General features: G+C 63.0%; 23 protein-coding genes and 1 tRNA gene. 13 read left to right on the top strand and 11 right to left on the bottom strand.

Annotated features, from left to right (window positions below; all coding sequences use genetic code 11):
* Positions 1-104: 104 nt before the first annotated feature.
* Positions 105-1,613 (top strand): malate dehydrogenase (quinone), encoded by a 1,509-nt coding sequence (gene mqo / locus DMX12_RS22455; protein ID WP_054881708.1) that lies wholly within the window; start codon positions 105-107, stop codon positions 1,611-1,613.
* Between the two features lie 268 nt (positions 1,614-1,881).
* On the opposite strand, the gene DMX12_RS22445 is transcribed toward mqo, so the two are convergent.
* From DMX12_RS22445 to DMX12_RS22435, 3 genes are all read right to left on the bottom strand, one after another.
* Positions 1,882-2,172, bottom strand: coding sequence for a PA4642 family protein (locus DMX12_RS22445; RefSeq protein ID WP_009682950.1), 291 nt, complete (start codon positions 2,170-2,172; stop codon positions 1,882-1,884).
* A 68-nt stretch (positions 2,173-2,240) separates the two neighbouring features.
* On the bottom strand, positions 2,241-2,711 hold the full coding sequence (locus DMX12_RS22440) for a hypothetical protein (protein ID WP_054912102.1): 471 nt from the start codon (positions 2,709-2,711) through the stop codon (positions 2,241-2,243).
* Positions 2,712-2,755: 44 nt separating this feature from the next.
* A complete protein-coding gene (locus DMX12_RS22435) occupies positions 2,756-3,313 on the bottom strand; it encodes a hypoxanthine-guanine phosphoribosyltransferase (RefSeq protein ID WP_009682952.1) in 558 nt (185 codons plus the stop codon).
* A gap of 158 nt (positions 3,314-3,471) precedes the next feature.
* Here DMX12_RS22435 and upp point away from each other — a divergent pair, with 158 nt between their 5' ends.
* Together upp and DMX12_RS22425 are read left to right on the top strand one after the other, a co-directional pair.
* Positions 3,472-4,110: a uracil phosphoribosyltransferase gene (gene upp / locus DMX12_RS22430; protein ID WP_009682953.1), complete on the top strand. Its 639-nt coding sequence runs from the start codon at positions 3,472-3,474 to the stop codon at positions 4,108-4,110.
* A 2-nt stretch (positions 4,111-4,112) separates the two neighbouring features.
* Positions 4,113-5,387, top strand: a complete 1,275-nt coding sequence (locus DMX12_RS22425) for a uracil-xanthine permease family protein (protein ID WP_009682954.1) — start codon at positions 4,113-4,115, stop codon at positions 5,385-5,387.
* Positions 5,388-5,465: 78 nt separating this feature from the next.
* Here DMX12_RS22425 and hemH read toward each other — a convergent pair whose 3' ends face one another.
* Both hemH and DMX12_RS22415 read right to left on the bottom strand, forming a co-directional pair.
* Positions 5,466-6,488: a ferrochelatase gene (gene hemH, locus DMX12_RS22420; protein ID WP_110679478.1), complete on the bottom strand. Its 1,023-nt coding sequence runs from the start codon at positions 6,486-6,488 to the stop codon at positions 5,466-5,468.
* Positions 6,489-6,501: 13 nt separating this feature from the next.
* A complete protein-coding gene (locus DMX12_RS22415; protein WP_110679477.1) occupies positions 6,502-7,407 on the bottom strand; it encodes a TIGR01777 family oxidoreductase in 906 nt (301 codons plus the stop codon).
* 187 nt (positions 7,408-7,594) lie between these two features.
* On the opposite strand from DMX12_RS22415, the gene DMX12_RS22410 reads away from it, so the two are divergent.
* From DMX12_RS22410 to DMX12_RS22390, 5 genes are all read left to right on the top strand, one after another.
* Positions 7,595-8,581: an NAD(P)/FAD-dependent oxidoreductase gene (locus tag DMX12_RS22410; RefSeq protein WP_009682957.1), complete on the top strand. Its 987-nt coding sequence runs from the start codon at positions 7,595-7,597 to the stop codon at positions 8,579-8,581.
* Positions 8,582-8,680: 99 nt separating this feature from the next.
* On the top strand, positions 8,681-9,649 hold the full coding sequence (locus tag DMX12_RS22405) for a DUF523 and DUF1722 domain-containing protein (protein WP_110679476.1): 969 nt from the start codon (positions 8,681-8,683) through the stop codon (positions 9,647-9,649).
* Entirely contained in the window at positions 9,639-10,538 is a 900-nt protein-coding gene (locus tag DMX12_RS22400; protein WP_110679475.1) for a MerR family transcriptional regulator, read from the top strand. Before DMX12_RS22405 ends, DMX12_RS22400 begins: the two co-directional genes overlap by 11 nt.
* On the top strand, positions 10,529-11,950 hold the full coding sequence (gene phrB, locus DMX12_RS22395) for a deoxyribodipyrimidine photo-lyase (protein ID WP_029886859.1): 1,422 nt from the start codon (positions 10,529-10,531) through the stop codon (positions 11,948-11,950). Before DMX12_RS22400 ends, phrB begins: the two co-directional genes overlap by 10 nt.
* Before the next feature lie 19 nt (positions 11,951-11,969).
* Positions 11,970-12,671 carry an SDR family NAD(P)-dependent oxidoreductase gene (locus DMX12_RS22390; RefSeq protein ID WP_110679474.1) on the top strand — a complete coding sequence of 234 codons (702 nt, stop codon included), beginning with the start codon at positions 11,970-11,972 and terminating at the stop codon, positions 12,669-12,671.
* Positions 12,672-12,736: 65 nt separating this feature from the next.
* On the opposite strand, the gene DMX12_RS22385 is transcribed toward DMX12_RS22390, so the two are convergent.
* The 6 genes from DMX12_RS22385 to hemA all read right to left on the bottom strand — a co-directional run bounded on the left by DMX12_RS22385 (position 12,737) and on the right by hemA (position 18,085).
* Complete coding sequence (locus tag DMX12_RS22385) at positions 12,737-13,255, bottom strand: acyloxyacyl hydrolase (RefSeq protein ID WP_033744719.1); 519 nt, start codon at positions 13,253-13,255, stop codon at positions 12,737-12,739.
* A 104-nt stretch (positions 13,256-13,359) separates the two neighbouring features.
* Positions 13,360-14,157: a glutamate racemase gene (gene murI / locus DMX12_RS22380; RefSeq protein WP_029886862.1), complete on the bottom strand. Its 798-nt coding sequence runs from the start codon at positions 14,155-14,157 to the stop codon at positions 13,360-13,362.
* A complete protein-coding gene (locus DMX12_RS22375) occupies positions 14,150-14,905 on the bottom strand; it encodes a molybdopterin-synthase adenylyltransferase MoeB (RefSeq protein ID WP_110679473.1) in 756 nt (251 codons plus the stop codon). Before DMX12_RS22375 ends, murI begins: the two co-directional genes overlap by 8 nt.
* Positions 14,899-15,729 carry a peptide chain release factor N(5)-glutamine methyltransferase gene (prmC, locus tag DMX12_RS22370; protein WP_110679472.1) on the bottom strand — a complete coding sequence of 277 codons (831 nt, stop codon included), beginning with the start codon at positions 15,727-15,729 and terminating at the stop codon, positions 14,899-14,901. The genes DMX12_RS22375 and prmC overlap by 7 nt, the downstream gene beginning before the upstream one ends.
* Positions 15,729-16,811 (bottom strand): peptide chain release factor 1, encoded by a 1,083-nt coding sequence (gene prfA, locus DMX12_RS22365; protein ID WP_110679471.1) that lies wholly within the window; start codon positions 16,809-16,811, stop codon positions 15,729-15,731. The genes prmC and prfA overlap by 1 nt, the downstream gene beginning before the upstream one ends.
* On the bottom strand, positions 16,808-18,085 hold the full coding sequence (hemA, locus tag DMX12_RS22360; RefSeq protein ID WP_009682968.1) for a glutamyl-tRNA reductase: 1,278 nt from the start codon (positions 18,083-18,085) through the stop codon (positions 16,808-16,810). The genes prfA and hemA overlap by 4 nt, the downstream gene beginning before the upstream one ends.
* Before the next feature lie 229 nt (positions 18,086-18,314).
* Here hemA and DMX12_RS22355 point away from each other — a divergent pair, with 229 nt between their 5' ends.
* The 5 genes from DMX12_RS22355 to DMX12_RS22335 all read left to right on the top strand — a co-directional run bounded on the left by DMX12_RS22355 (position 18,315) and on the right by DMX12_RS22335 (position 22,609).
* Positions 18,315-20,036, top strand: a complete 1,722-nt coding sequence (locus DMX12_RS22355) for a tetratricopeptide repeat protein (protein ID WP_110679470.1) — start codon at positions 18,315-18,317, stop codon at positions 20,034-20,036.
* Between the two features lie 4 nt (positions 20,037-20,040).
* Positions 20,041-20,658: a lipoprotein insertase outer membrane protein LolB gene (gene lolB / locus DMX12_RS22350; protein ID WP_047149785.1), complete on the top strand. Its 618-nt coding sequence runs from the start codon at positions 20,041-20,043 to the stop codon at positions 20,656-20,658.
* A 4-nt stretch (positions 20,659-20,662) separates the two neighbouring features.
* Positions 20,663-21,523: a 4-(cytidine 5'-diphospho)-2-C-methyl-D-erythritol kinase gene (gene ispE, locus DMX12_RS22345; protein ID WP_110679469.1), complete on the top strand. Its 861-nt coding sequence runs from the start codon at positions 20,663-20,665 to the stop codon at positions 21,521-21,523.
* A gap of 21 nt (positions 21,524-21,544) precedes the next feature.
* Positions 21,545-21,619, top strand: a tRNA-Gln gene (locus DMX12_RS22340).
* A 48-nt stretch (positions 21,620-21,667) separates the two neighbouring features.
* Complete coding sequence (locus DMX12_RS22335; RefSeq protein WP_003247410.1) at positions 21,668-22,609, top strand: ribose-phosphate pyrophosphokinase; 942 nt, start codon at positions 21,668-21,670, stop codon at positions 22,607-22,609.
* The last annotated feature ends 35 nt before the right edge of the window (positions 22,610-22,644 follow it).

The raw sequence follows: 22,644 nt of genomic DNA, 5'->3' as shown, positions 1-22,644 counted from the left end.
TCCGCGGAAGTTGCAAGAACTGCGAAAAGCCGGACATGGCGACCCTGGCAACCCCAGGTCCTATGCTGTCAATTAGGTAGCTGTAGATTGTGGAGACGCGTTAAATGGCGCAGAACGAATCGGTTGATGTGGTACTGGTAGGCGCGGGCATCATGAGTGCCACCCTGGCCGTACTGCTCAAGGAGCTTGACCCGACCCTGAAGCTTGAGGTCGTCGAGGCGATGGACTCCGGAGCCGCGGAAAGCTCCAACCCCTGGAACAACGCAGGCACCGGCCACGCCGGCCTGTGCGAGCTGAACTACACGCCGCAGGCCGCCGATGGCAGCATCGACATCAAGAAGGCCGTGCACATCAACACCCAGTTCGAGGTTTCGCGCCAGTTCTGGGCCTACCTGAGCAAGAAGGACAACTTCGGCTCGGCGCGTGCGTTCATCAACCCTGTCCCGCACCTGAGCTACGTCGAGGGTGACAAGGGTGTTGCCTTCCTCAAGAAGCGCTTCGAGCTGCTCAAGCAGCACCATGCCTTCTCCGAGATGGAGTACACCGAAGACAAGGCCGTGATGAACGACTGGATGCCGCTGATGATGCCTGGCCGCCCTGCCGACCAGCACATCGCCGCGACCCGCGTGGCCAAAGGCACCGACGTCAACTTCGGCGCCCTGACCCTGAAGCTGCTGAAGCTGCTGGGTGACGCGCCGGACGCGCAGGTCAAATACAGCAAGAAGGTCGTCGGCCTGCGCCGTAACGGCAGCGGTTGGACCGTCAGCATCAAGGACGTCAACAGCGGCGGCAGCCGTGAAGTGGACGCCCGCTTCGTGTTCCTGGGCGCCGGCGGCGCGGCCCTGCCGCTGCTGCAGATGTCCGGCATCCCGGAGAGCAAAGGTTTTGGCGGCTTCCCGGTCAGCGGCCAGTGGCTGCGCTGCGACAACCCGGAAATCGTCAAGCAGCACCAGGCCAAGGTTTACAGCCAGGCCGCCGTGGGTGCGCCACCGATGTCGGTACCGCACCTGGACACCCGGGTTGTAGACGGCAAGACTTCGCTGCTGTTCGGCCCTTATGCCGGCTTTACCACCAAGTTCCTGAAGCACGGTTCGCTGATGGACCTGCCGCTGTCGGTGCGCATGGGCAATATCGGCCCGATGCTGGCCGTGGCCCGCGACAACATGGACCTGACCAAGTACCTGGTCAGCGAAGTGATGCAGTCGATGGAACAGCGCCTGGAAGCCCTGCGGCGCTTCTACCCGCAGGCCAAGGCCGAAGACTGGCGCCTGGAAGTCGCAGGTCAGCGCGTGCAGATCATCAAGAAAGACCCGAAGAAAGGCGGCGTGCTGCAATTCGGCACCGAGCTGGTCTCGGCGCAGGACGGCAGCCTGGCTGCACTGCTCGGCGCGTCGCCAGGTGCCTCGGTGACCGTTTCGATCATGCTGGAACTGATCGAGCGTTGCTTCCCTGAGCAGGCCAAAGGGGCCTGGGCCGACAAACTCAAGGAAATCTTCCCCGCACGCGAGAAGACCCTGGCGACCGATGCTGCCCTGTACCGCAAGATCAGTGCAGATAACGACGCGGCACTGGACCTGGTGGAAAGCAGCCCGGCAGCCAAGCATTACGCCTGACTGGCCCGGTAACGAAAAAACGCCCTTCGGGGTAATGCCTGTCAGTTAAGTAATTGGGGGCCGCTTTGCGGCCCTTCGCGGGCACGCCCGCTCCCACAGGGGTCGCGCATTTATTGAGTGCAGCGCCAAACGTGTGGGAGCGGGCGCGCCCGCGAAGGGCTGCAAAGCAGCCCCAATAACGCTTAAAGGACAGGCATCCCCCTTCGGGGCGTTTTTTTGCCTGCGTGTTGGTCAGCCTGGGCCGCGAGAAGGCGGCACAGGCCAACGATCAACCACGGGCCTGGGCGATGATCTCGATGTATTCCTGCGCATTGCGCTGGTCGGCGATCTGCTCGACGAAGGTTTTGCCGTGTTCGTCCTTGCCATCCAGGTCCAGGCCGGCTTCGACGAAGAACCCGACAAAACGCTGGAAGTCGTCCACACGCAGGCCGCGGTAGGCTTTCACCAGTTTGTGCAGCGAGGGTGAGGTGACGCCATCGGCCGGCTCGAACTGAAGGAACGACTTGATGTAGTCGTCGCTGATTTCGTCACCGATTACCTGTTTCTTGTCTTTACGCATTGCCGGCTCCATCTGGACCATCACGGAATTTCGAAGGCCGGCAGTTTACCCCCCGCAGGCCGCGCGCCTCAACGCGTACGTACGGTGCCCGTGTGCAGGTCGGCCCAGATGTGGCCGTTGCCATAGGTGAGGAACTGCACATACAGCGTTTCGTTGCGCAGCAGGTCCATGATCACCCGGTAGTCGCTGAGGGGGTAATTCAGGCTCAAGGTGCGGGTCTTGTCGTCGTACACCGGTTTCTTGAGGCTCTTGGCGGCCTCACCGTCGAATGTCAGCAGCACCTGGGCAATGGTCGCCCCCTTGCTCAGCGGCTTGCCCTTCAGGCGCACTTGCAGCGACGAGGTGATCGGGATCGGCTGCTGGTCGGACTGCCGCTGGGCACCGACTACCACCGAGTAGTCGGTCACTTGCAGCAACTGCTGGCTGGTGGGTGCTTCCTGACGCAGGGCCAGGTCGTCCGGGGGCAGGAACTGGCTGTGCAGCGGTGCAGCGGCCAGCGGCAGGCTGACGGCCACCAGAAGGGGGAGAAACGCACGCATGTGAGGCTCCTTGTATGAAGCCCCACTCTAGCACGTGGCCGTTTTTACAGGCCCTTGACGGCGAAGATGCCGTTGGCGTTGCGCCAGTAGCCTTTGTAGTCCATGCCATAGCCGAAGATGTAGCGGTCGATGCAGGGCAGGCCCACGTAGTTGGCCTTGAGGTCCGGGCTGGCTTTGCGGTCGTGGTCCTTGTCGATCAGCACGGCGGTGTACACCGAGCGCGCGCCGGCGTGCTTGCAGAACTCGATGATGGCACTGAGGGTATGGCCTTCATCGAGGATGTCGTCGACGATCAGCACGTCGCGGTCGATGAACGACACCTCGGGCTTGGCCTTCCAGAACAGCTCGCCGCCACTGGTCTGGTTGCGGTAGCGCGTGGCGTGCAGGTAGGAAGCTTCCAGCGGGAACTGCAGGTGGGTCAGCAGTTTGCCGGAGAAGATCAGGCCACCGTTCATCACGCAGAAGACCACAGGGTTCTTGTCGTGCAGGTCCTTGCAGATCTGCTCGCCCACCTTGGCGATGGCCGCTTCGACCTCGGCTTCGGTGTACAGGCAGTCAGCTTCACGCATGACTTGACGGATATGCTCGAGATCGGCGGACATGGCGCGCTCCGGGGGATTTTGGAAAAGCGGGCAAAGGTACGCATCCGCTCGTCACAGATCAAGCGTTTATGGACTAACGTGCAGAATGACCAGACGACAGCGCAGGCTGAATAGATTAATCTAGCGCGGTTTTTTTGCCCGCCTTTCGGAGCCCCCCTATGCCCACTCGTGAGATCCGCCACCCGCTGATCCGCCACAAGCTCGGCCTGATGCGCCGTGCCGATATCAGCACCAAGAATTTTCGCGAACTCGCCCAGGAAGTCGGCGCTCTTCTGACTTATGAAGCCACCCAGGACCTGCCGCTCGAAACCTACGAGATCGATGGCTGGTGTGGCAAGGTCGCGGTAGAGAAAATCGCCGGCAAGAAGATCACCGTAGTGCCCATTCTGCGTGCCGGCATCGGCATGCTCGACGGCGTACTCAGCCTGATCCCGGGTGCCAAGGTGAGCGCGGTCGGTGTTGCCCGCAACGAAGAGACCCTCGAAGCCCACACCTACCTGGAAAAGCTCGCCCCGGACATCAACCAGCGCCTGGCATTGATCATCGACCCCATGCTGGCAACCGGCGGCTCGATGGTTGCCACCATCGACCTGTTGAAGAAGGCGGGCTGCAAAGAGATTCGCGCCATGGTCCTGGTCGCGGCACCAGAAGGCATCGACGTGGTGGAAAAGGCTCACCCCGATGTACAGATCTACACCGCCTCGATCGACCAGCGCCTGAACGAGCACGGCTATATCGTGCCGGGCCTCGGCGATGCCGGTGACAAGATCTTCGGCACCAAGCAAAAGGACGCCTGAACATGCAGGACGGCTTCAACGACCCGCTCTGGCGCCAGGTCGTTTCGGGCGCGCAGATGCTCTTCGTGGCATTCGGTGCGCTGGTACTGATGCCACTGATCACCGGCCTGGACCCGAACGTCGCGCTGTTCACCGCGGGTATCGGTACCTTGCTGTTCCAGTTGGTCACCGGCCGTCAGGTCCCGGTGTTCCTGGCTTCCAGCTTCGCCTTCATCACCCCGATCATTCTCGCCAAAGGCCAGTTCGGCCTGGCCGAGACCATGGGCGGCGTGATGGCCGCAGGTTTCGTGTATACCTTCATGGGCCTGATGGTGAAAATCAAAGGCACCGGTTTCATCGACCGCATGCTGCCGCCCGTGGTGATCGGGCCGGTGATCATCTCCATCGGCCTGGCCATGGCGCCGATTGCTGCCAACATGGCGATGGGCAAGGCTGGCGACGGGAGCGTGCTGCTGCCGTACAAGACAGCCATGCTGATCTCCATGCCGGCGCTGCTGACCACACTGATCGTCGCCGTGTTCGGCAAAGGCATCTTCCGCCTGGTGCCGATCATCGCTGGCGTGCTGGTGGGTTTTGCCCTGTCATTTGCCTTTGGCGTGGTCGACACCGCCAGAATCGCCGCTGCCCCCTGGCTGGAAATGCCCAACTTCACGGCACCAGCGTTCAACTGGCAGGCCATTCTGTTCATCGTTCCGGTAGCCTTGGCACCTGCGATCGAGCACATTGGCGGGGTTATCGCGGTTGGCAGCGTAACCGGCCGTGACTACCTGAAGAAGCCCGGCCTGCACCGCACCCTGCTGGGTGACGGCCTGGCCACCACCGCCGCCGGCCTGTTCGGCGGCCCGCCCAATACCACCTACGCCGAAGTGACCGGTGCGGTGATGCTGACCAAGAACTACAACCCGAAGATCATGACCTGGGCGGCGGTATTCGCCATTACCCTGGCATTCATCGGCAAGTTCGGCGCGCTGCTGCAGAGTATTCCGGTGCCGGTGATGGGCGGCATCCTGTGCCTGCTGTTCGGCTCGATCGCCGCGGTAGGCTTGAACACCATGATCCGCCACAAGGTCGACCTGGCCGAAGCGCGCAACCTGGTGATCGTGTCGGTGACCCTGGTGTTCGGTATTGGCGGGGTACTGATCGGCAGCGGTGATGGCCCGGATGACTGGGGCCTGAAGGGGATTGCACTGTGTGCCATCGTGGCGATTGCCCTGAACCTGATCTTGCCTGGCAATGACGGCTGGAAGCACAAGAAGCTCGAGGATCAGCAGCCTTGAGCCACCCTTGACCTGAGCGCCCACAGGGCAGCAAAACACCCTGTGGGAGCGGGTTCACCCGCGAAAAGGCCGGTTCACTCAGGCCTTTTCACACATGTCCGCCAACACCCTTACCCACTGCGGGTGGTCGTTCAAGCACGGCACCAGCACCAGCTCCCGCCCGCCGGCCTCGACAAACTGCTCACTGCCGCGCATGCCGATTTCTTCCAGCGTTTCGATGCAGTCGGCCACGAATGCCGGGCACATCACCAGCAACTTCCTGACCCCCGCCTTGGCCAGCTCGTCCAGGCGTGTTTCGGTGTACGGTTCGATCCACTTGTCACGCCCCAGCCGCGACTGGAAACTCACCGACCACTTGCCGTCGGGTATACCCAACTGCGCCGCAAACGCTTTGGCGGTCGCCAGGCACTGACCCCGGTAACACACCGCGCGCACCTCGGCGCTGGCATCTTTGCAGCAGTCGGCTGCACGCAGATCATGCTTGCCGCGCGTGCCGCGCGGGTACAGCTTTTTCAGGTGCCGCTCCGGCAGCCCATGAAAACTCAGCAACAGGTGGTCGTAATCCTGTGCCAGGTAAGGTTCGGCGCTGGCCGCCAGTGCCTGGATATACGCGGGGTGCTCGTAGAACGGCTGCAGCACCCGCATTTGCAACGGCAACTGGCGCTCTTGGATGGTCTGTTTCGCCAACTCCACGACCGTGGTCACCGTACTGTCCGCGAACTGTGGGTACAACGGCGCCAGGGTAACCCTGCGCACGCCCTGCGCTGCCAGACGCGCCAACACATCCTCCAGCGCCGGCTGGCCGTAACGCATGGCTATTTCAACCGGCCCATGCGGCCAATGCTCGACCATGGCAGCCTGCAGGCGGCGGGTCAGCACCACCAACGGCGAGCCCTCTTCCCACCAGATGGACGCATAGGCATGGGCCGACTGCTCCGGTCGCTTGATCAGGATCAACGACACCAGCAGCCGCCGCAGTGGCCAAGGCAGGTCCACCACGTATGGGTCCATCAGAAACTGGTTGAGGTAGCGGCGTACATCGGCCACCGAAGTGGAGGCCGGGGAACCCAGGTTGACCAGCAGCAGGGCGTGATCAGTCATGCAGCGTCCTATGTCAGAGGCGGCTGGACAGGTCGTCCAGGGCCGATTGCAGATCATTGAAGCGGAAGGCGAAGCCCGCCTCCAGCAAACGTACCGGGCGCGCACGCTGGCCGCCCAACAGCAAGGTCGACAGCTCGCCCAAGCCGGCCTTGAGCAGCAGTGCCGGCACCGGCAATAGCGCCGGCCGATGCAGCGCACGGCCCAGCCGCCTGGCGAACTCGCGGTTGCGCACGGGCGTTGGAGCGCAGGCATTATAAGGACCGCTGGCGTCCTTATGCTGCAAGAGAAAATCAATCAGGGCGACCTGGTCGTCTATATGGATCCACGGCATCCACTGCCGACCGTTGCCCAACGGCCCACCCAGCCCCAGCTTGAAGGGGATGCGCAAGCGCGACAAAAAGCCGCCATCGCTGGCCAGCACCAGCCCGGTACGCACCAACACCACACGGATGCCCTGGGCCTGCGAGCGCTGGGCTGTTTCTTCCCAGGCTATACACAACTGGCTGGCGAAATCTTCCCGCACCGGGGGCGAGGCCTCGGTCAGTTCGCGCTCACCGCCGTCTCCGTACCAGCCCACCGCTGACCCGGATAGCAACACCTCAGGGCGCTGTTCGCGGGTGCCCAGCCAAGCCAGCAGCTGCTCGGTCAGGGCAATGCGGCTAGCCCACAACAGGTTGCGCCGGGCGGCCGTCCAGGGCCGGTCGGCAATCGGCGCCCCCGCCAGGTTGACCACTGCATCGAGCTGATCGTCTGCCTCCAGTTGCTCAAGCCGGGCGATGCCACGCACCCCGGCGCCGCAGAGTTTCGCCACCTCCTGTGGCCGCCGGCTCCACACTGTCAGCCGGTGGCCCTGGCTGAGCCAGTACTGGCACAGGTGCTTGCCAATCAACCCGGTACCGCCTGTCAGCAATATATGCATGCCTGTGTCCTCGCAGATTGCAGCGGTGGTCTATTTTTAACATCAAGGCACTTTTTTGACCCGACGCTCTCGGATAAACATAGGCCAACCTGTCCGGCAAAGCGGAATTACCTTATACAATATTTTTGCTTTGTACAGGTTTTCCTGACAGCGTAGTCTGCTCATAGCAAGGTTTGAAGAGGCCATCATGACAGTACCTATTGCCATCATTGGTGCCGGTATCGCCGGCTTGTCTGCCGCCCAGGCTTTGCAGAAGGCCGGGCAGTCGGTGCACTTGTTCGATAAAGGCAAGGGCAGCGGCGGGCGCATGGCCAGCAAGCGCAGCGAGGCCGGCGCCCTCGACCTTGGCGCGCAGTATTTCACTGCCCGCGACCGGCGCTTTGTCGAGCAGGTCCAGCAATGGGTGGCTGCAGGCTGGGCAGAGCAGTGGAAACCCCAGCTGTACAACTACCGCGACGGCACCCTCAGCCCCTCCCCCGACGAGCAGACACGCTGGGTAGGCGTGCCGCGCATGAGCGCGATCACCCGCGGCCTGCTCAAGGACGTGACGGTGAATTTCGACTGCCGCATTGCCGAGGTGTTTCGCGGCAAGCAGTACTGGCACCTGCAGGATACCGACGGCTGCAGCCACGGCCCCTTCAGCCGCGTGGTAATTGCCGTGCCGGCGCCCCAGGCGACACCGCTGCTGGCCGCCACGCCCAAGTTGGCTGCCGTGGCGGCCGGCGTGCAGATGGAACCCACCTGGGCCGTGGCCCTGGCATTCCAGGCCCCGCTGGATACACCGATGCAAGGCTGCTTCGTGCAGGACAGCGCCCTCGATTGGCTGGCACGCAACCGCAGCAAGCCTGGCCGCGACGAGCAGCCCGATACCTGGATATTGCACGCAACGGCAGACTGGAGCCGGCAGCATATCGACCTGCCCAGAGAGGCAGTGATCGAGCATCTGTACGGCGAATTCGCCGAACTGATCGGCTGCGTGGTGCCCGCGCCCGCGTTCTCCCTGGCCCACCGCTGGCTGTATGCCCGCCCGAGCAGCAACCATGAGTGGGGCGCCCTGGCCGATGCCGACCAAGGCTTGTATGCATGCGGCGACTGGTGCTTGTCGGGGCGTGTAGAAGGCGCCTGGCTCAGCGGCCAGGAAGCAGCACGGCGACTGCTCGAACACTTGGACTGATTTCGCCTTATACAAAAAAACTGGTTTGCATAACTTCCGCACTGTGCTGGAATAAACCTGTACAAGTTTTTACAAACGTACAGGTTTTTGGAGGCAGTCATGCTAAACCCGCCCACCCACAGCAAGCCGCGTATTGCCATCAGCGCCTGCCTCACCGGGCACAGCGTGCGCTATAACGGCGGCCACAAGGCCTCCGACCTGTGTCGCACGCAACTGGAAGAACATTTCGAATGGCTGCCTGTTTGCCCAGAGGTAGCCATCGGGCTAGGCGTGCCTCGCGATCCGATCCGCCTGGTTGGCGACCCGAACAACCCTGAAGTGGTCGGCACCCGCAACCCGGGCATGGACCTGACCGGGCCGCTACGCAGCTATGGCGAGCAGATGGCCGCTGAGCTGGGTGACATCTGCGGCTATATCTTCATGCAGAAATCGCCCTCCTGCGGCTTGGAACGGGTCAAGGTCTATCAGCCAAACGGCCACCCTGCGGTGCAGAGTGGTCGCGGCGCCTTTGCCCAGGCTTTCTGCGCGCTACGCCCCGACCTGCCGGTGGAAGAGGAAGGCCGGCTGCATGACCCGGTGCTGCGCGAGAACTTCATAAGCCGTGTCTATGCCTATGCCGACTGGCAACGCCTGCTGGCCGAAGGCCTCAGCCGGGGTGCCTTGGTAAGCTTCCACTCGCGCTACAAGTACCTGTTGATGGCCAACAACCCTCAGGCCTACCGCACCCTCGGGCGCCTGCTCGGCAGCATGAGCAAGGACGATGACCCGCAACAGGTGGGCCAGCGGTATTTCAGCCAGCTGATGCAGGCGCTGCGCCGCTGTGCCAGCCGTGGCACCCACTGCAATGTGCTGCAGCACCTCAGCGGCTATTTCAAGGACACCCTCACCCAGCAGGACAAAGCCGAGCTGCAGACGATCATCGGCCAGTACCAGCAGGGCGTCGTGCCGCTGGTGGTGCCACTGACGCTGCTCAAACACCACCTGCGCAAGCATCCGGACCCGTACCTGCTTCAGCAAACCTACCTGCAACCCCACCCTGAAAGCCTGGGTTTACGCAATGCGGTCTGAGGTGCTGTTGCCAATAGGCGAGTTGGCCCGCCGCACCGGGGTGAACCCGGTCACGCTGCGCGCCTGGGAGCGCCGTTATGGCCTGCTGAAACCACAACGCACAGCGAAGGGGCACCGCCTGTACCCACAAAGTCAGGTGGAACGGGTGGAAACGATCCTGGCCTGGTTGCAGCGGGGTGCCTCTGTTGGCCAAGTGCGCGAATTGCTCGACAAACCAACCAGCAGCGCGCCCAAAGGCGACTGGCAAGCCCGTCAGTACGAGCTGGTCGAAGCCATCGCCAGCCTGTCGCAACGTAACCTGGACCAGCAACTCAACCAGGCCATGGCGCTGTATCCGGCTCTGACCCTGTGCGAACAATTGCTGCTGCCCTTGCTCGACCTGCTCAACCTGCGCTGGGGCAGCTACTTCAACGCGCGGCTGGAGCAGGTGTTCTTCTACGGCTGGCTACGCAGCAAGCTGGGCGCCCGCGTCTACCACGACAACCAGTTGCTGCACGGCCCCGCCGTGCTTCTGGCCGAAGACAGCGAGCGCGCCTTCAGCCCAGGGCTGTGGCTGTGCGCCTGGTTGTTCGCCAGCAATGGCATCCCCGTTGAGGTGCTCGAGCAGCCCGTCAGCGCGGCGCAACTGCAAAGCGCAGTCAACATCTTCCAACCCCGGGCCGTGCTACTGCACCTGGGCCCGCGCATGGACGACAAAGCCTTGCTGCGTGCCCTGCAAGGGGTGCCGGGGCCGAAGTTGCTTGGTGGCAGCATGGTTGCACTGCATGAAACCCGCCTCAAAGACAGCGAACTGCCTGACCTTTTCCTGTTCGATACCCCGCAAGCGGCCTTGCGCCTGCTTCAAGCCCATGACCGCCAGCCTGTAGAGATCAATGCCCCATGCACCTGACCTGGCTGCGTAGTGACCTGCGCATCGATGACAACACCGCACTGAGCGCTGCGACCGAGCGCGGGCCGACCATCGCCTTGTGGCTGGTCAGCCCCGGGCAATGGCGCGCGCACGACGATGCTGACTGCAAAGTCGATTTCTGGCTACGCAACCTGCGCGACCTGCGCCAGGCGCTGGAAAAGCTGAACATCCCGCTGCTGATCCGCAAGATCGACACCTGGGACCAGGCGCCTCAGGCCGTACTCGATGTTTGCCAACAACACCAGGTGCAAAGCGTGCACTGGAACGAGGAATACGGCATCAACGAGCAGCGCCGGGACGCTGCTACGCGCAAGCTGCTGGAAAAAGCGTCTGTCCAGGCGCACAGCTATCTCGACCAACTGCTGTTTCGCCCAGGCACCATCCTGACCCGCAGTGGCGATTATTTTCAGGTATTCAGCCAGTTCAAGAAAACCTGCCTTGAACACCTGCACCGCAGCCTGCCTGCGCTGGCCCGGCGGGTAAAGCGCCAGGCTGCGCTGAAGATCCACAGTGACCCGATCCCGCAACATATCGACGGCTTCGAAAAAACCCCGCGCGCCTTGCGTGAGCACTGGCCGGCGGGCGAGGCCCATGCACAGCAGCGCCTGTCGCAGTTTCTGGACGAAACCATCGACGATTACCTTAAAACCCGGGATCTGCCGGCAATGCCGGGGACCAGCCAGCTTTCGCCTTATTTGGCCGCCGGGGTAATTTCCCCGCGCCAGTGCTTGCATGGGGCCCTTGCCGCAAACAAGGGCGAATTCGACAGCGGTAGCACGGGTGTGCAGACCTGGGTCAACGAACTGCTGTGGCGCGAATTCTACAAGCATATCCTTACCGGCTACCCACAGGTCTCCCGGCACCGCGCCTTCCGCAGCCATACCGAAGCCCTGCCCTGGCGCGATGCGCCGGGCGATCTCGAGGCTTGGGAGCAGGGCCGCACCGGCTTCCCGATCATCGACGCGGCCATGCGCCAGCTGCTGCACACGGGCTGGATGCACAACCGGCTGCGCATGATCGTCGCCATGTTCCTCAGCAAAAACCTGTTGATCGACTGGCGCAAGGGCGAGCGCCACTTCATGCGCCACCTCATCGACGGTGACCTGGCCGCCAACAATGGCGGCTGGCAGTGGAGCGCCTCCACCGGCACCGATTCGGTGCCCTATTTCCGTATTTTCAACCCGGTCTCGCAATCACAGCGTTTCGACCCTCAGGGGCGTTTCATTCGCCACTGGCTGCCGGAGCTTCGCGATATCGATGAAAAAACAATTCATGGTCCGATGAAATCTACGGATCTTTTCGCTGGTAATTCGTATCACAATCCAATAGTGGATCTGGGCAGTAGTCGCCAACGTGCATTGGAGGCCTTCAAGGGCCTGCCGCGACGGTAACATCAGGGGGCAGAACGTCTTGAATAACTCACGCAGTTTTTGGGTTACAGGCGCAGGCAATGGACTTGGCTTGGCGTTGTTGCAAGGGCTGCTCGACCAAGGCCACCGGGTGGCCGCGAGTGGCAAGGATGCGCCTGTGTTCGAAGCGCTGGGCGAACGCTATGGCCAGCAATTCCTGCAAGTGCCCTGGCAGTTGCACGATGCACAGCAAGCCGCTGACGCTTGTCAGTTGATCGCCCGTCAATGGCACTCACTGGACGGCGTGATCATCAATGCCGGCACCAGCGATTACCTGCCGGGCGATGTGGCTGACAGCGAATTGATCGAGGCCATCGTCACCAGCAACCAGCTGGCGGGCAAGCACTGCCTGACAGCGGTGACGCCCTTGCTGGCAAAGGGTGACTCACCCCAGGTGATGGCTATTTTCAACCGTTATTCGGCCCTGCAGTTGTACGCGCCAAGCCAGGTAACCGCCGGTTGGAACCACCTGCCGCAGTGGGTACGTGAGCAACGTGATGCGCTCAAGGCGTTGGGGATATCGCTGACCGTTGTAGGGCCGCAGTCGCTGAAAACGCCAGTGACGCCTGCGCAAGCCTTTCCGGAGCAGTGGACGCCGCAAAGCGCCGCGCAGGAGTTGTTGCGGCGCTGGCCCGCGGCTGAGCCCGAGTTGGTACTGGAAACGCTTGACCTCAGTGGGCTATGGCCGCTGCCGCCAAGGTGACGGCAGGCTCCCCGCCAAGCGCGAACCTGGGTCGCGCTTGGCGGTTGATGGTTGACCCGATCGGGTCAGAGCGCCATGCGGTAATGCAAGCTGTAGCTTTCAACCCCGTCATTGGGCTCTTTGATGCCGGCGTTCGAGTAGTGAATCGCACGCACACCAATTTCATGCCCACCGGCGAAGCGCAGGCCGAAGCCGATGCGGTCTTCGAACTGGAACGACGAACCCAGTTCGTTGCTTTCCAGCTCGGTGCTGGAGAAAGCTGCCACGCCGATGCCCGCCTCGATGTAGGGCTTGACCGACTGGCCGGCAAACTCGTACACGAACACGGGTGCGAACGACAGGCTGTGGTTGCTAGCCGTGTCGTCGCCGTCCCAATAGGTGTAGGCACCGTCCCAATAGCCGGTCACGCGGCCGACGCTGGTCTGCCACCAGCTGGCATCCCAGTTCGACTGCAGCCCCAGCCGGTAGACCATCGTCGAGTCACCGGTCTGCCCTACCGAAACCGATACATCAGCAGCCTGCGCCAATACTGCCTGCCCCATGGTGAAAACGGCAGCCGCCGCCAAGCCCAGCAGTTTCTTCATGAGAAACATCCTTCATCCTAGTGCTGTTTTAATGATCGCCTCATCTCAGGCAAGGCATAGAAAGCGGCAGTGGTACGATAGTTCAGCTTTTCTTCACGTTTTTTTCACATGGCAAAGCTTTGCACATCGTCAGACTTATGCCACAGCACAGGCAGGATTTTTTTCAGGGAAGAGGGATCGGCGCTGGTCCAGAAGCGGGTAGCCTGCGCCGGTCCGGCGGCCAGCAGGCCATTGTTGCCTAGCAGCCGCTGCAACTGGCGGGCGACGGCGGCACCGGTATCGATGATGGCCACATCTGGCGGCACCATGCCGGCCAGCAGCGGCCGCAGGAAGGGGTAATGGGTACAGCCCAGGATCAAGGTGTCACAACCAGCGGCCAGCAGCGGCTCGACATAGCCCCACAGCATCTGGCGCAGCGTGGGGCTGCACAAGTCGCCGGTCTCGATCAGCTCGACCAACCCCGGGCAAGGCTGGGTGATCACCAGCACGTCGCTGGCGAAGCGGTCGAGCAAAGCCGCGAACTTGGCACTTTGCAACGTGCCGGTGGTGGCCAGCACGCCAACCACGCCTGAGCGTGTCGCAGCCGCGGCAGGCTTTACTGCAGGCTCCATCCCCACCAATGGCCAGTTCGGGTACAGCTCGCGCAGATCCGCTGCGGCCGCCACCGTGGCGGTGTTGCAGGCCAGCACCAGGGCCTTGGCGCCTTGCTCGCGGAAGAACCCGGCAATGCGCCGGCAGCGCTCACGGATGTAGTCCGGGGACTTTTCGCCATAAGGCACATGGCCGCAATCGGCCACGTACAGCAGTGTCTCGTTGGGCAACAGGCGCTGGATCTCGGCGAGCACCGACAAGCCACCAACACCTGAGTCCATCACGCCGACCGGCGCCGAGCGCTCAGCCATCGCGCTTGCCGCACACGGCACACGCCGGGTCGCGCTTGACGCGCAGTTCGCGAATACGGGTGCCGAGGGCGTCGATCAACAGCAGCCGACCGACCAGCGGCTCGCCGAAGCCTGCCAGCAGCTTCATCGCTTCCAACGCCTGCAGGCTGCCGACCAGGCCCACCAGTGGGCCGATCACCCCCGCCTCGCTACAGGTCAGCTCGGCTTCACTGCCATGCCCATACAGGCAGTGGTAGCAAGGGCTGTAGTCGCGACGCGGGTCAAACACCGACAGCTGCCCCTCCAAACGGATTGCCGCACCGCTGACCAAGGGTTTGCCGGCGGCGAAACAGGCGGCGTTGACCGCCTCGCGCGTGGAGAAATTATCGGAGCAGTCCAGTACCAGGTCGACGGCCGCTACCGCGGCTGCCAGGGTGTCGTCGTCCAGCGCCTGGCGGTGGGCAACCAGGGTGACTTCAGGGTTGATGGCCTGCAGGCGCTGCAGCGCCGAGTCGACCTTGCTCATGCCGACACTGTCGCTGTCGTGAAGCACCTGGCGCTGCAGGTTGGTCAGGTCGACGGTATCGAAGTCCGCCAGGTGCAGTTCGCCAACCCCCGCGGCTGCCAAGTACAGGGCGACCGGCGAACCCAGGCCACCCAGCCCGACAATCAATGCCTTGCTGTGCTTGAGGCGTAGCTGGCCGTCGATATCGATCTGCGCCAGCAGCACCTGGCGGCTGTAGCGCAGCAGTTCCTGATCACTCAGCATGGCAGGCGCCCCAGGCTGATGCGTTCATGGCCACCCAGATCGGTCCGGCTGGCCACCTCGTTGAAGCCCTGTTCGACCAGCAAGGCCCGTACTGCCGCGGCTTGATCATAGCCATGCTCCAGCAGCAACCAGCCACCCGGCAGCAGGTGCCCAGGGGCCTGGGTGACGATCACGCGCAGGTCGTCCAGCCCATCGGGGCCAGCCACCAACGCACTGCTGGGTTCGAAACGCACGTCGCCAGCCACCAGGTGTGGGTCTGCGGCGGCGATGTAGGGCGGGTTGCTGACGATCAGGTCGAAACGCTCATCGGCCAGGCTGTCGAACCAATGGCTGAGGCGCACCTGGGTATTGCTCAGGCCCAGGCGCTGCCGGTTGCGCTCGGCAAGCGCAGCGGCCTCTGCCACCCGGTCTACGGCCGTGACCTGCCAGGCGGGGCGCTCGCTGGCCAGGGCCAATGCGATGGCGCCCGTGCCAGTGCCCAGGTCGAGAACCCTGGCTGGGGCTGCGGGCTGCAGTTCAAGGGCGGTTTCCACCAGCAGCTCGGTATCCGGCCGTGGGATGAGCGTGTGCGGCGCGACTTCCAGGTCGATCTTCCAGAAACCTTGCTGGCCAAGGATATACGCCACCGGCTCACCGCCGCGGCGGCGCTGCAGGTACCCGGCGTAGGTCTGCGCGTCTTCGCTGCTGACGATCCGCTCGGGCCAGGTGTGCAGATAACTGCGCGACTTGCCGATGGCCGCTGCCAGCAGCAGTTCGGCATCCAGGCGTTCGGTAGGCGATTCTGGCAACTGTGCGTTGCGCAGCAGGCTGGCGATGATGGTCATCAGTCCCCCAGGGCAGCCAGTTGATCGGCCTGGTATTCGGCCAGCAGCGGCTCGATCACCGCGTCCACGCCACCACTGAGGATGTCGTCCAGCGAATACAAGGTCAGGTTGATACGGTGATCGGTCACCCGCCCCTGTGGGTAATTGTAGGTACGAATACGTTCCGAGCGGTCACCCGACCCGACCAGCAGTTTGCGCTCGCTGGCAATGGCGTTCTGGGCGGCGCTGGTCTGCATGTCGTTGAGCTTCGCCGACAGCCAGGACATGGCGCGGGCGCGGTTCTTGTGTTGCGAGCGCTCTTCCTGACACTCCACCACGATGCCGGTGGGCAAGTGGGTGATGCGGATCGCCGAGTCGGTCTTGTTGACGTGCTGGCCGCCGGCACCGGAGGCGCGGTAGGTGTCCACGCGCAGGTCAGCCGGGTTGATTTCGATGGCCGCTTGTTCGTCTGGCTCGGGCAGTACCGCCACGGTGCAGGCGGAAGTGTGCACGCGGCCCTGGGATTCGGTCTCCGGCACGCGCTGCACGCGGTGTGCGCCAGACTCGAACTTGAGCTTGCCGTAGACGTTTTCACCTTCGACACGGGCGATGATTTCTTTGTAGCCGCCGTGTTCGCCTTCGTTCTCGGACAAAATCTCCAGGCGCCAGCCACGCTTTTCGGCGTAACGCGAATACATGCGGAACAGGTCACCCGAGAAGATCGCGGCCTCGTCGCCACCGGTGCCGGCGCGGATCTCGAGGAACACGTTGCGGCCATCATTCGGGTCCTTGGGCAGCAGCATGCGCTGCAGCTGCGCCTCCAGGGCCAGCAGTTGCTCCTTGGCTTCACGCACTTCTTCCACGGCCATTTCGCGCATGTCCGGGTCACTGTCCTTGAGCAGCGCCTGGGCACCTTCGAGGTCGTCCTGGACTTTGCGCCACTCTTTATAGGCAGCATAGACCGGCTCGACCTCGGCGTACTCGCGGGAATACGCGCGAAAGCGCGTCTGGTCGGAAATGACCTCGGCATCGCCGAGCAAGGCGGTGAGTTCTTCGAAGCGGTCCTGGAGAATTTCCAGTTTGTTCAGCAGCGACGCTTTCATTGCGGGGTTTTGTCCGTCGAGCCCTCGTTGAGGGCAAAGAGTTCCTGGGCCATGGCCAGCGCATCGACGCGCCCCTCGGCCGAGAGCTTTTTCAACTGCACGCTGGGCGCATGCAGGAGTTTGTTGGTCAGGCCCCGGGCCAATTGGGCCAGTACGTCCTCGGGGTTGCCGCCGTTGGCCAGCAGGCGCTGGGCCTTTTGCAGTTCTTCGTCGCGCAGGCGCTCGCTTTGCTGGCGATAGGCCTTGAGCACATCCACGGCAGCCAGTTCACGCAGGCGCAGCATGAAGTCTTCGGCGCCGACTGTCACCAGTTCTTCGGCAGCCTGGGCCGCGCCTTGGCGGCTCTTGAGGTTCTCCGCCACCACATCGTGCAGGTCATCGACGGTGTAGAGGTAGACGTCATCGAGCTCACCGACCTCGGTTTCGATATCGCGGGGCACGGCGATGTCGACCATGAAGATCGGTTTGTGCCGGCGCTGCTTCAGCGCACTTTCGACCGCGCCTTTGCCAAGGATCGGCAACTGGCTGGCAGTGGAGCTGATGACGATGTCGCTGTTGGCCAGCTCCTGGGGGATGTCGGCCAGCAGAACGGCATGCGCACCGAACTGTTCGGCCAGGATGCTGGCGCGCTCCAGGGTGCGGTTGGCCACCACGATGCGGCGCACGCCCTGCTCATGCAGGTGGCGGGCGACCAGGGTGATGGTTTCGCCGGCGCCGATCAGCAGGGCCTGGCTACGGCCCAGGTCGGCGAAGATCTGCTTGGCCAGGCTGACGGCGGCAAAGGCCACCGACACCGGGTTCTCGCCAATGGCGGTGTCGGTACGCACCTGTTTGGCAGCACTGAAGGTGGCCTGGAACAGGCGCCCGAGCAACGGCCCGACAGTACCGGCTTCGCGGGCCACGGCGTAGGCAGACTTCATCTGGCCGAGGATCTGGGGCTCGCCGAGCACCAGCGAGTCGAGGCCCGAGGCCACGCGCATCATGTGCTTCACGGCGTCGTGCTCTTCGTGCACGTAGGCACTGGCGCGCAGTTCGTCGAGGCTGAGGCGGTGGTAATCGGCCAGCCATTTGAGTACGGCGTCGGCGGACAGGTGGTCCTGCTCTATATAGAGTTCACTGCGGTTGCACGTCGACAGAATCGCCGCTTCGCGGCTGGACGTCAGTCGGCAGAGCTGCTGCAGGGCGTCTACCAGCTGCTCTGGGGTAAACGCCACGCGCTCGCGTACGTCTACCGAGGCAGTCTTATGGTTGATACCGAGTGCAAGAAAGGCCATGCGAGGTCGCTGGTTGTGACGGGAAGCCGATAATTGTCCTCTTTCGCAGGTTTCAGGACAACCACCGTTCGCTAATGTGCTGACAGGGCTGCGGCGTTGCGAGCGAACCACGCTGCCGCGCTGCGGTCTGCATGTGCTATGCATGGCTTCATACCTTCGCAGGTGGGTTTGCCCCCGCGCTTGTGTCATCATGCTGCGACCGCCGGTGAGTCCTCCAATAAAGCCTTCTATGAACAAACCATACGCATTGCTGCTTGCCTTCGCCCTGCTTCAGGGCTGCCAGAGCCTGGCCCCGCAAAAGGCCGAGCCTCCCGTTGCCGATGCCGCCAAGGCGGAGGCCGAGAAGCCCGTGGTGTATGGTTCTTTCAAGCAAGACACCCTTTACAGCCTGCTGGTGGCGGAACTGGCCGGGCAGCGCAACCGCTTCGATATCGCCCTGGCCAACTACACCGACCAGGCCGCCAAGACCCAGGATCCCGGCGTATCCGAGCGCGCCTACCGCATCGCCGAATACCTGGGTGCCGATGAGCCCGCCCTGGAAAACGCTTTGGTCTGGGCCCGCAACGACCCACAGAACCTCGACGCCCAACGCGCCGCTGCCATTCAACTGGCGCGCGCCGGCCGTTATGACGACTCCATGGCCTACATGGAAAAGGTACTGCAGGGTCAGGGCGACACCCATTTCGATTTCCTGGCCCTGTCAGCTGCCGAAACCGACCAGAGCACACGTGACGGCTTGCTGCAGAGCTTCGAGCGGCTGCTGGCAAAATACCCCGACAACGGCCAGTTGGTATTCGGCAAGGCCCTGCTGCTGAACCAGGACGGCAAGACCGAAGAAGCCCTGGAACTGCTCGAGTCGCACCCGCCGCAAAACGGCGAAATCGCCCCGATCCTGCTGCGCGCCCGCCTGCTTCAGGCACTGGACCGCGGCCCCGAGGCCCTGCCCCTGCTGCGCGGGGCCATTCGCGACAACCCGGACGACAAACGCCTGCGCTTGACCTACGCCCGCACCCTGGTCGAGCAGGACCGTATTGCCGATGCCAAGGGCGAATTCCTCAGCCTGGTCCAGCAGTACCCCGACGACGACGAACTGCGCTACTCCCTGGCCCTGGTGTGCCTGGAGAACAAGGACTGGGACGAGGCCGAGGGCTACCTGCAGGAACTAATCGAGCGCGACAGCAATGTCGACGCCGCGCACCTCAACCTGGGCCGTATCCGCGAAGAGCGTCACGACCCCGCAGGTGCCCTGCGTGAATACGCCCTGGTCGGCCCGGGCCCCGACTACCTGCCGGCGCAACTGCGCCAGGCCGACATTCTGATCGCCAACGGCCGTGGCAGCGAGGCCTCGCGCCTGCTTGCCGAGGCCCGCGAAGCGCAGCCGGACTACGCCATCCAGCTGTACCTGATCGAATCGGAAAGCTACAGCAACAACAACAAGGACGCCCAGGCCAACCAGGTGCTGCAGCAGGCCATTCAGCGCTACCCGGACGACCTCAACCTGCTTTACACACGCGCCATGCTGGCCGAAAAACGCGACGATCTGGCGCAGATGGAACAAGACCTGCGCGCGATCATCGCCCGCGAGCCGGAAAACGCCATGGCCCTGAATGCCCTGGGCTACACCCTGGCCGACCGCACGACCCGCTACGCCGAGGCCCGGACGCTGATCGAAAAGGCCCACCAGCTGACCCCCGACGACCCGGCAGTGCTCGACAGCCTGGGCTGGGTGAATTACCGCCTGGGCAACCTCGACGCGGCTGAAACCTACCTGCGCCAGGCGTTTGCCAACTTCCCCGACCACGAAGTGGCCGCCCACCTGGGCGAAGTGCTGTGGGCCAACGGCAAACGCCGCGAAGCCCGCCAGGTCTGGGCCAAGGGCTTCGATGCCCAGCCCGACAGCCCCCTCCTGCGCAAGACCCTTCTGCGCCTGACCGGATCCGAGACCCTTTAACGCCATGTTTCTGCGCCATTGCATTACCTTCACCCTGATCGCCCTGCTCGCCGGCTGCGCCGGCTTTGGAAGCCGCGAGGCCCTGCAGGGCCATGGCGACCCACAGCAGTGGCGCGCCCATAAAGAGCAACTGAGCAGCCTCGACGGCTGGCAGATCAACGGCAAGGTCGGCATCCGCGCACCACGCGACTCCGGCAGCGGCACGCTGTTCTGGCTGCAACGCCAGGATTACTACGACATTCGCCTGGCCGGCCCGCTGGGCCGAGGTGCCGCCCGCCTCACCGGTCGCCCCGGCGGCGTGGTGCTGGAAGTGGCCAACCAGGGCCGCTACGAAGCCCCCAGCCCCGAAGCCCTGCTGGAAGAGCAACTGGGCTGGCGATTGCCGGTCTCGCATCTGGTGTGGTGGGTACGCGGCCTGCCCGCCCCTGACAGCAAGAGCACACTGAGCCTTGACGGCGACAGCCGCCTGGCCACCCTCGACCAGGATGGCTGGCAGGTGCAGTACCTGAGCTACACCGAGCAGAACGGCTACTGGCTGCCCGAGCGCCTGAAGCTGCACGGCCAGGACCTGGACGTGACCCTGGTGATCAAGGACTGGCAGCCGCGCCAGCTGGGGCAGTGAGCCCATGCACACGCTGACCCTGCCGGCACCGGCCAAGCTCAACCTGTGGCTGCACATCGTTGGCCGCCGCGCCGACGGCTACCATGAGCTGGAAACGGTGTTTCAGTTTCTCGACCACGGCGACGAACTGCGCTTCGCCCTGCGCGATGACGGCGTGATTCAGTTGCATACCCCTATCGAGGCGGTGCCGCACGACAGCAACCTGATCGTGCGTGCTGCGCGCAAGCTACAAGCGCAATCAGGTACCCCATTGGGTGCGGACATCTGGCTGACCAAGGTCCTGCCCATGGGTGGCGGTATCGGCGGCGGCAGTTCGGATGCTGCCACCACCCTGCTGGCCCTCGCCCACCTGTGGCAGCTGGATTGGGACGAAGACCGCCTGGCCGCCTTGGGCCTGAGCCTGGGGGCGGATGTACCGGTATTCGTGCGCGGCCATGCAGCCTTCGCCCAGGGCGTGGGCGAACAGCTGACCCCGGTCGACCCGGAAGAACCCTGGTATGTCGTGCTGGTGCCGCAAGTGTCTGTCAGCACAGCAGAAATTTTTTCACATCCGCAGTTGACACGTGATTCACTGCCCCTTAAGATGCGCCCCGTTCCCAAGGGAAACAGTCGAAATGACTGCCAACCGGTGGTAGAGCAGAATTACCCAGAAGTTCGAAACGCATTGAATTCACTGGGAAAATTCACCGAAGCTCGATTAACCGGCACTGGAAGCTGTGTGTTTGGGGCCTTCCCAAGCAAAGCCGAAGCTGATAAAGTTCTGGCCCTTCTTTCAGCGACCCAAACAGGGTTTGTGGCGAAAGGAAGCAATGTTTCGATGTTGCATCGCAAGCTGCAAAGTCTGGTCAAGAAGTCGGGCGCATAAGCGTTCGCAAGCAACAGATACAGGGGCGTCGCCAAGCGGTAAGGCAGCAGGTTTTGATCCTGCCATGCGTTGGTTCGAATCCAGCCGCCCCTGCCATTTTCCTTATACTCATCCAGGTATACCCTCAGCCTCCAGGTACTGCGCGTGTCCAAGATGATGGTCTTTACGGGGAACGCTAACCCCGATCTGGCTCGGCGTGTAGTACGTCAGCTGCATATCCCTCTCGGTGACGTCTCTGTCGGTAAATTCTCCGACGGCGAGATCAGCACTGAGATCAATGAAAATGTTCGCGGTAAAGACGTTTTCATTATTCAGCCGACCTGTGCCCCGACCAACGATAACCTGATGGAACTGGTAGTGATGGCCGACGCCTTCCGCCGCTCCTCAGCATCCCGAATCACCGCCGTGATTCCTTACTTCGGATATGCCCGCCAGGACCGCCGTCCGCGTTCGGCACGTGTAGCCATCAGCGCCAAAGTCGTCGCTGACATGCTCACTGTCGTCGGTATCGACCGTGTACTCACTGTCGACCTGCACGCTGACCAGATCCAAGGCTTCTTCGATATTCCCGTCGACAACATCTACGGCTCGCCCGTACTGGTAGACGACATCGAAGACCAGCGTTTCGAGAACCTCATGATCGTATCCCCGGACATCGGTGGTGTTGTGCGCGCACGCGCCGTCGCCAAGTCCCTGGGTGTCGACCTGGGTATCATCGACAAACGCCGTGAAAAGGCTAACCACTCCGAGGTCATGCACATCATCGGCGACGTCGAAGGGCGCACCTGCATCCTGGTAGACGACATGGTCGACACCGCCGGCACCCTGTGCCACGCGGCCAAAGCCCTGAAAGAACACGGCGCTGCCAAGGTTTATGCCTATTGCACGCACCCTGTCCTGTCGGGCCGCGCGATCGAGAACATCGAGAAGTCGGTACTGGACGAGCTGGTGGTGACCAACACCGTACCGCTGTCCGCCGCTGCTCAAGCCTGTGACCGTATCCGCCAGCTGGATATCGCACCGGTTGTCGCTGAAGCGGTACGCCGTATCAGCAACGAAGAATCGATCAGCGCGATGTTCCGCTAAGCGGAACCCGTGTTGATATGAAGCGCCCCGCCCCA

It is taken from the genome of Pseudomonas sp. MB-090624 (assembly GCF_003205245.1).
GTDB lineage: Bacteria > Pseudomonadota > Gammaproteobacteria > Pseudomonadales > Pseudomonadaceae > Aquipseudomonas > Aquipseudomonas juntendi.
This window is presented reverse-complemented; position numbering and strand designations above follow the sequence as displayed.

Coding starts and splice junctions, on each gene's coding strand:
- mqo (WP_054881708.1), top strand. CDS start 105: ATGGCGCAGAACGAATCGGTTGATGTGGTACTGGTAGGCGCGGGCATC.
- DMX12_RS22445 (WP_009682950.1), bottom strand. CDS start 2,172: ATGCGTAAAGACAAGAAACAGGTAATCGGTGACGAAATCAGCGACGAC.
- DMX12_RS22440 (WP_054912102.1), bottom strand. CDS start 2,711: ATGCGTGCGTTTCTCCCCCTTCTGGTGGCCGTCAGCCTGCCGCTGGCC.
- DMX12_RS22435 (WP_009682952.1), bottom strand. CDS start 3,313: ATGTCCGCCGATCTCGAGCATATCCGTCAAGTCATGCGTGAAGCTGAC.
- upp (WP_009682953.1), top strand. CDS start 3,472: ATGCCCACTCGTGAGATCCGCCACCCGCTGATCCGCCACAAGCTCGGC.
- DMX12_RS22425 (WP_009682954.1), top strand. CDS start 4,113: ATGCAGGACGGCTTCAACGACCCGCTCTGGCGCCAGGTCGTTTCGGGC.
- hemH (WP_110679478.1), bottom strand. CDS start 6,488: ATGACTGATCACGCCCTGCTGCTGGTCAACCTGGGTTCCCCGGCCTCC.
- DMX12_RS22415 (WP_110679477.1), bottom strand. CDS start 7,407: ATGCATATATTGCTGACAGGCGGTACCGGGTTGATTGGCAAGCACCTG.
- DMX12_RS22410 (WP_009682957.1), top strand. CDS start 7,595: ATGACAGTACCTATTGCCATCATTGGTGCCGGTATCGCCGGCTTGTCT.
- DMX12_RS22405 (WP_110679476.1), top strand. CDS start 8,681: ATGCTAAACCCGCCCACCCACAGCAAGCCGCGTATTGCCATCAGCGCC.
- DMX12_RS22400 (WP_110679475.1), top strand. CDS start 9,639: ATGCGGTCTGAGGTGCTGTTGCCAATAGGCGAGTTGGCCCGCCGCACC.
- phrB (WP_029886859.1), top strand. CDS start 10,529: ATGCACCTGACCTGGCTGCGTAGTGACCTGCGCATCGATGACAACACC.
- DMX12_RS22385 (WP_033744719.1), bottom strand. CDS start 13,255: ATGAAGAAACTGCTGGGCTTGGCGGCGGCTGCCGTTTTCACCATGGGG.
- murI (WP_029886862.1), bottom strand. CDS start 14,157: ATGGCTGAGCGCTCGGCGCCGGTCGGCGTGATGGACTCAGGTGTTGGT.
- DMX12_RS22375 (WP_110679473.1), bottom strand. CDS start 14,905: ATGCTGAGTGATCAGGAACTGCTGCGCTACAGCCGCCAGGTGCTGCTG.
- prmC (WP_110679472.1), bottom strand. CDS start 15,729: ATGACCATCATCGCCAGCCTGCTGCGCAACGCACAGTTGCCAGAATCG.
- prfA (WP_110679471.1), bottom strand. CDS start 16,811: ATGAAAGCGTCGCTGCTGAACAAACTGGAAATTCTCCAGGACCGCTTC.
- hemA (WP_009682968.1), bottom strand. CDS start 18,085: ATGGCCTTTCTTGCACTCGGTATCAACCATAAGACTGCCTCGGTAGAC.
- DMX12_RS22355 (WP_110679470.1), top strand. CDS start 18,315: ATGAACAAACCATACGCATTGCTGCTTGCCTTCGCCCTGCTTCAGGGC.
- lolB (WP_047149785.1), top strand. CDS start 20,041: ATGTTTCTGCGCCATTGCATTACCTTCACCCTGATCGCCCTGCTCGCC.
- ispE (WP_110679469.1), top strand. CDS start 20,663: ATGCACACGCTGACCCTGCCGGCACCGGCCAAGCTCAACCTGTGGCTG.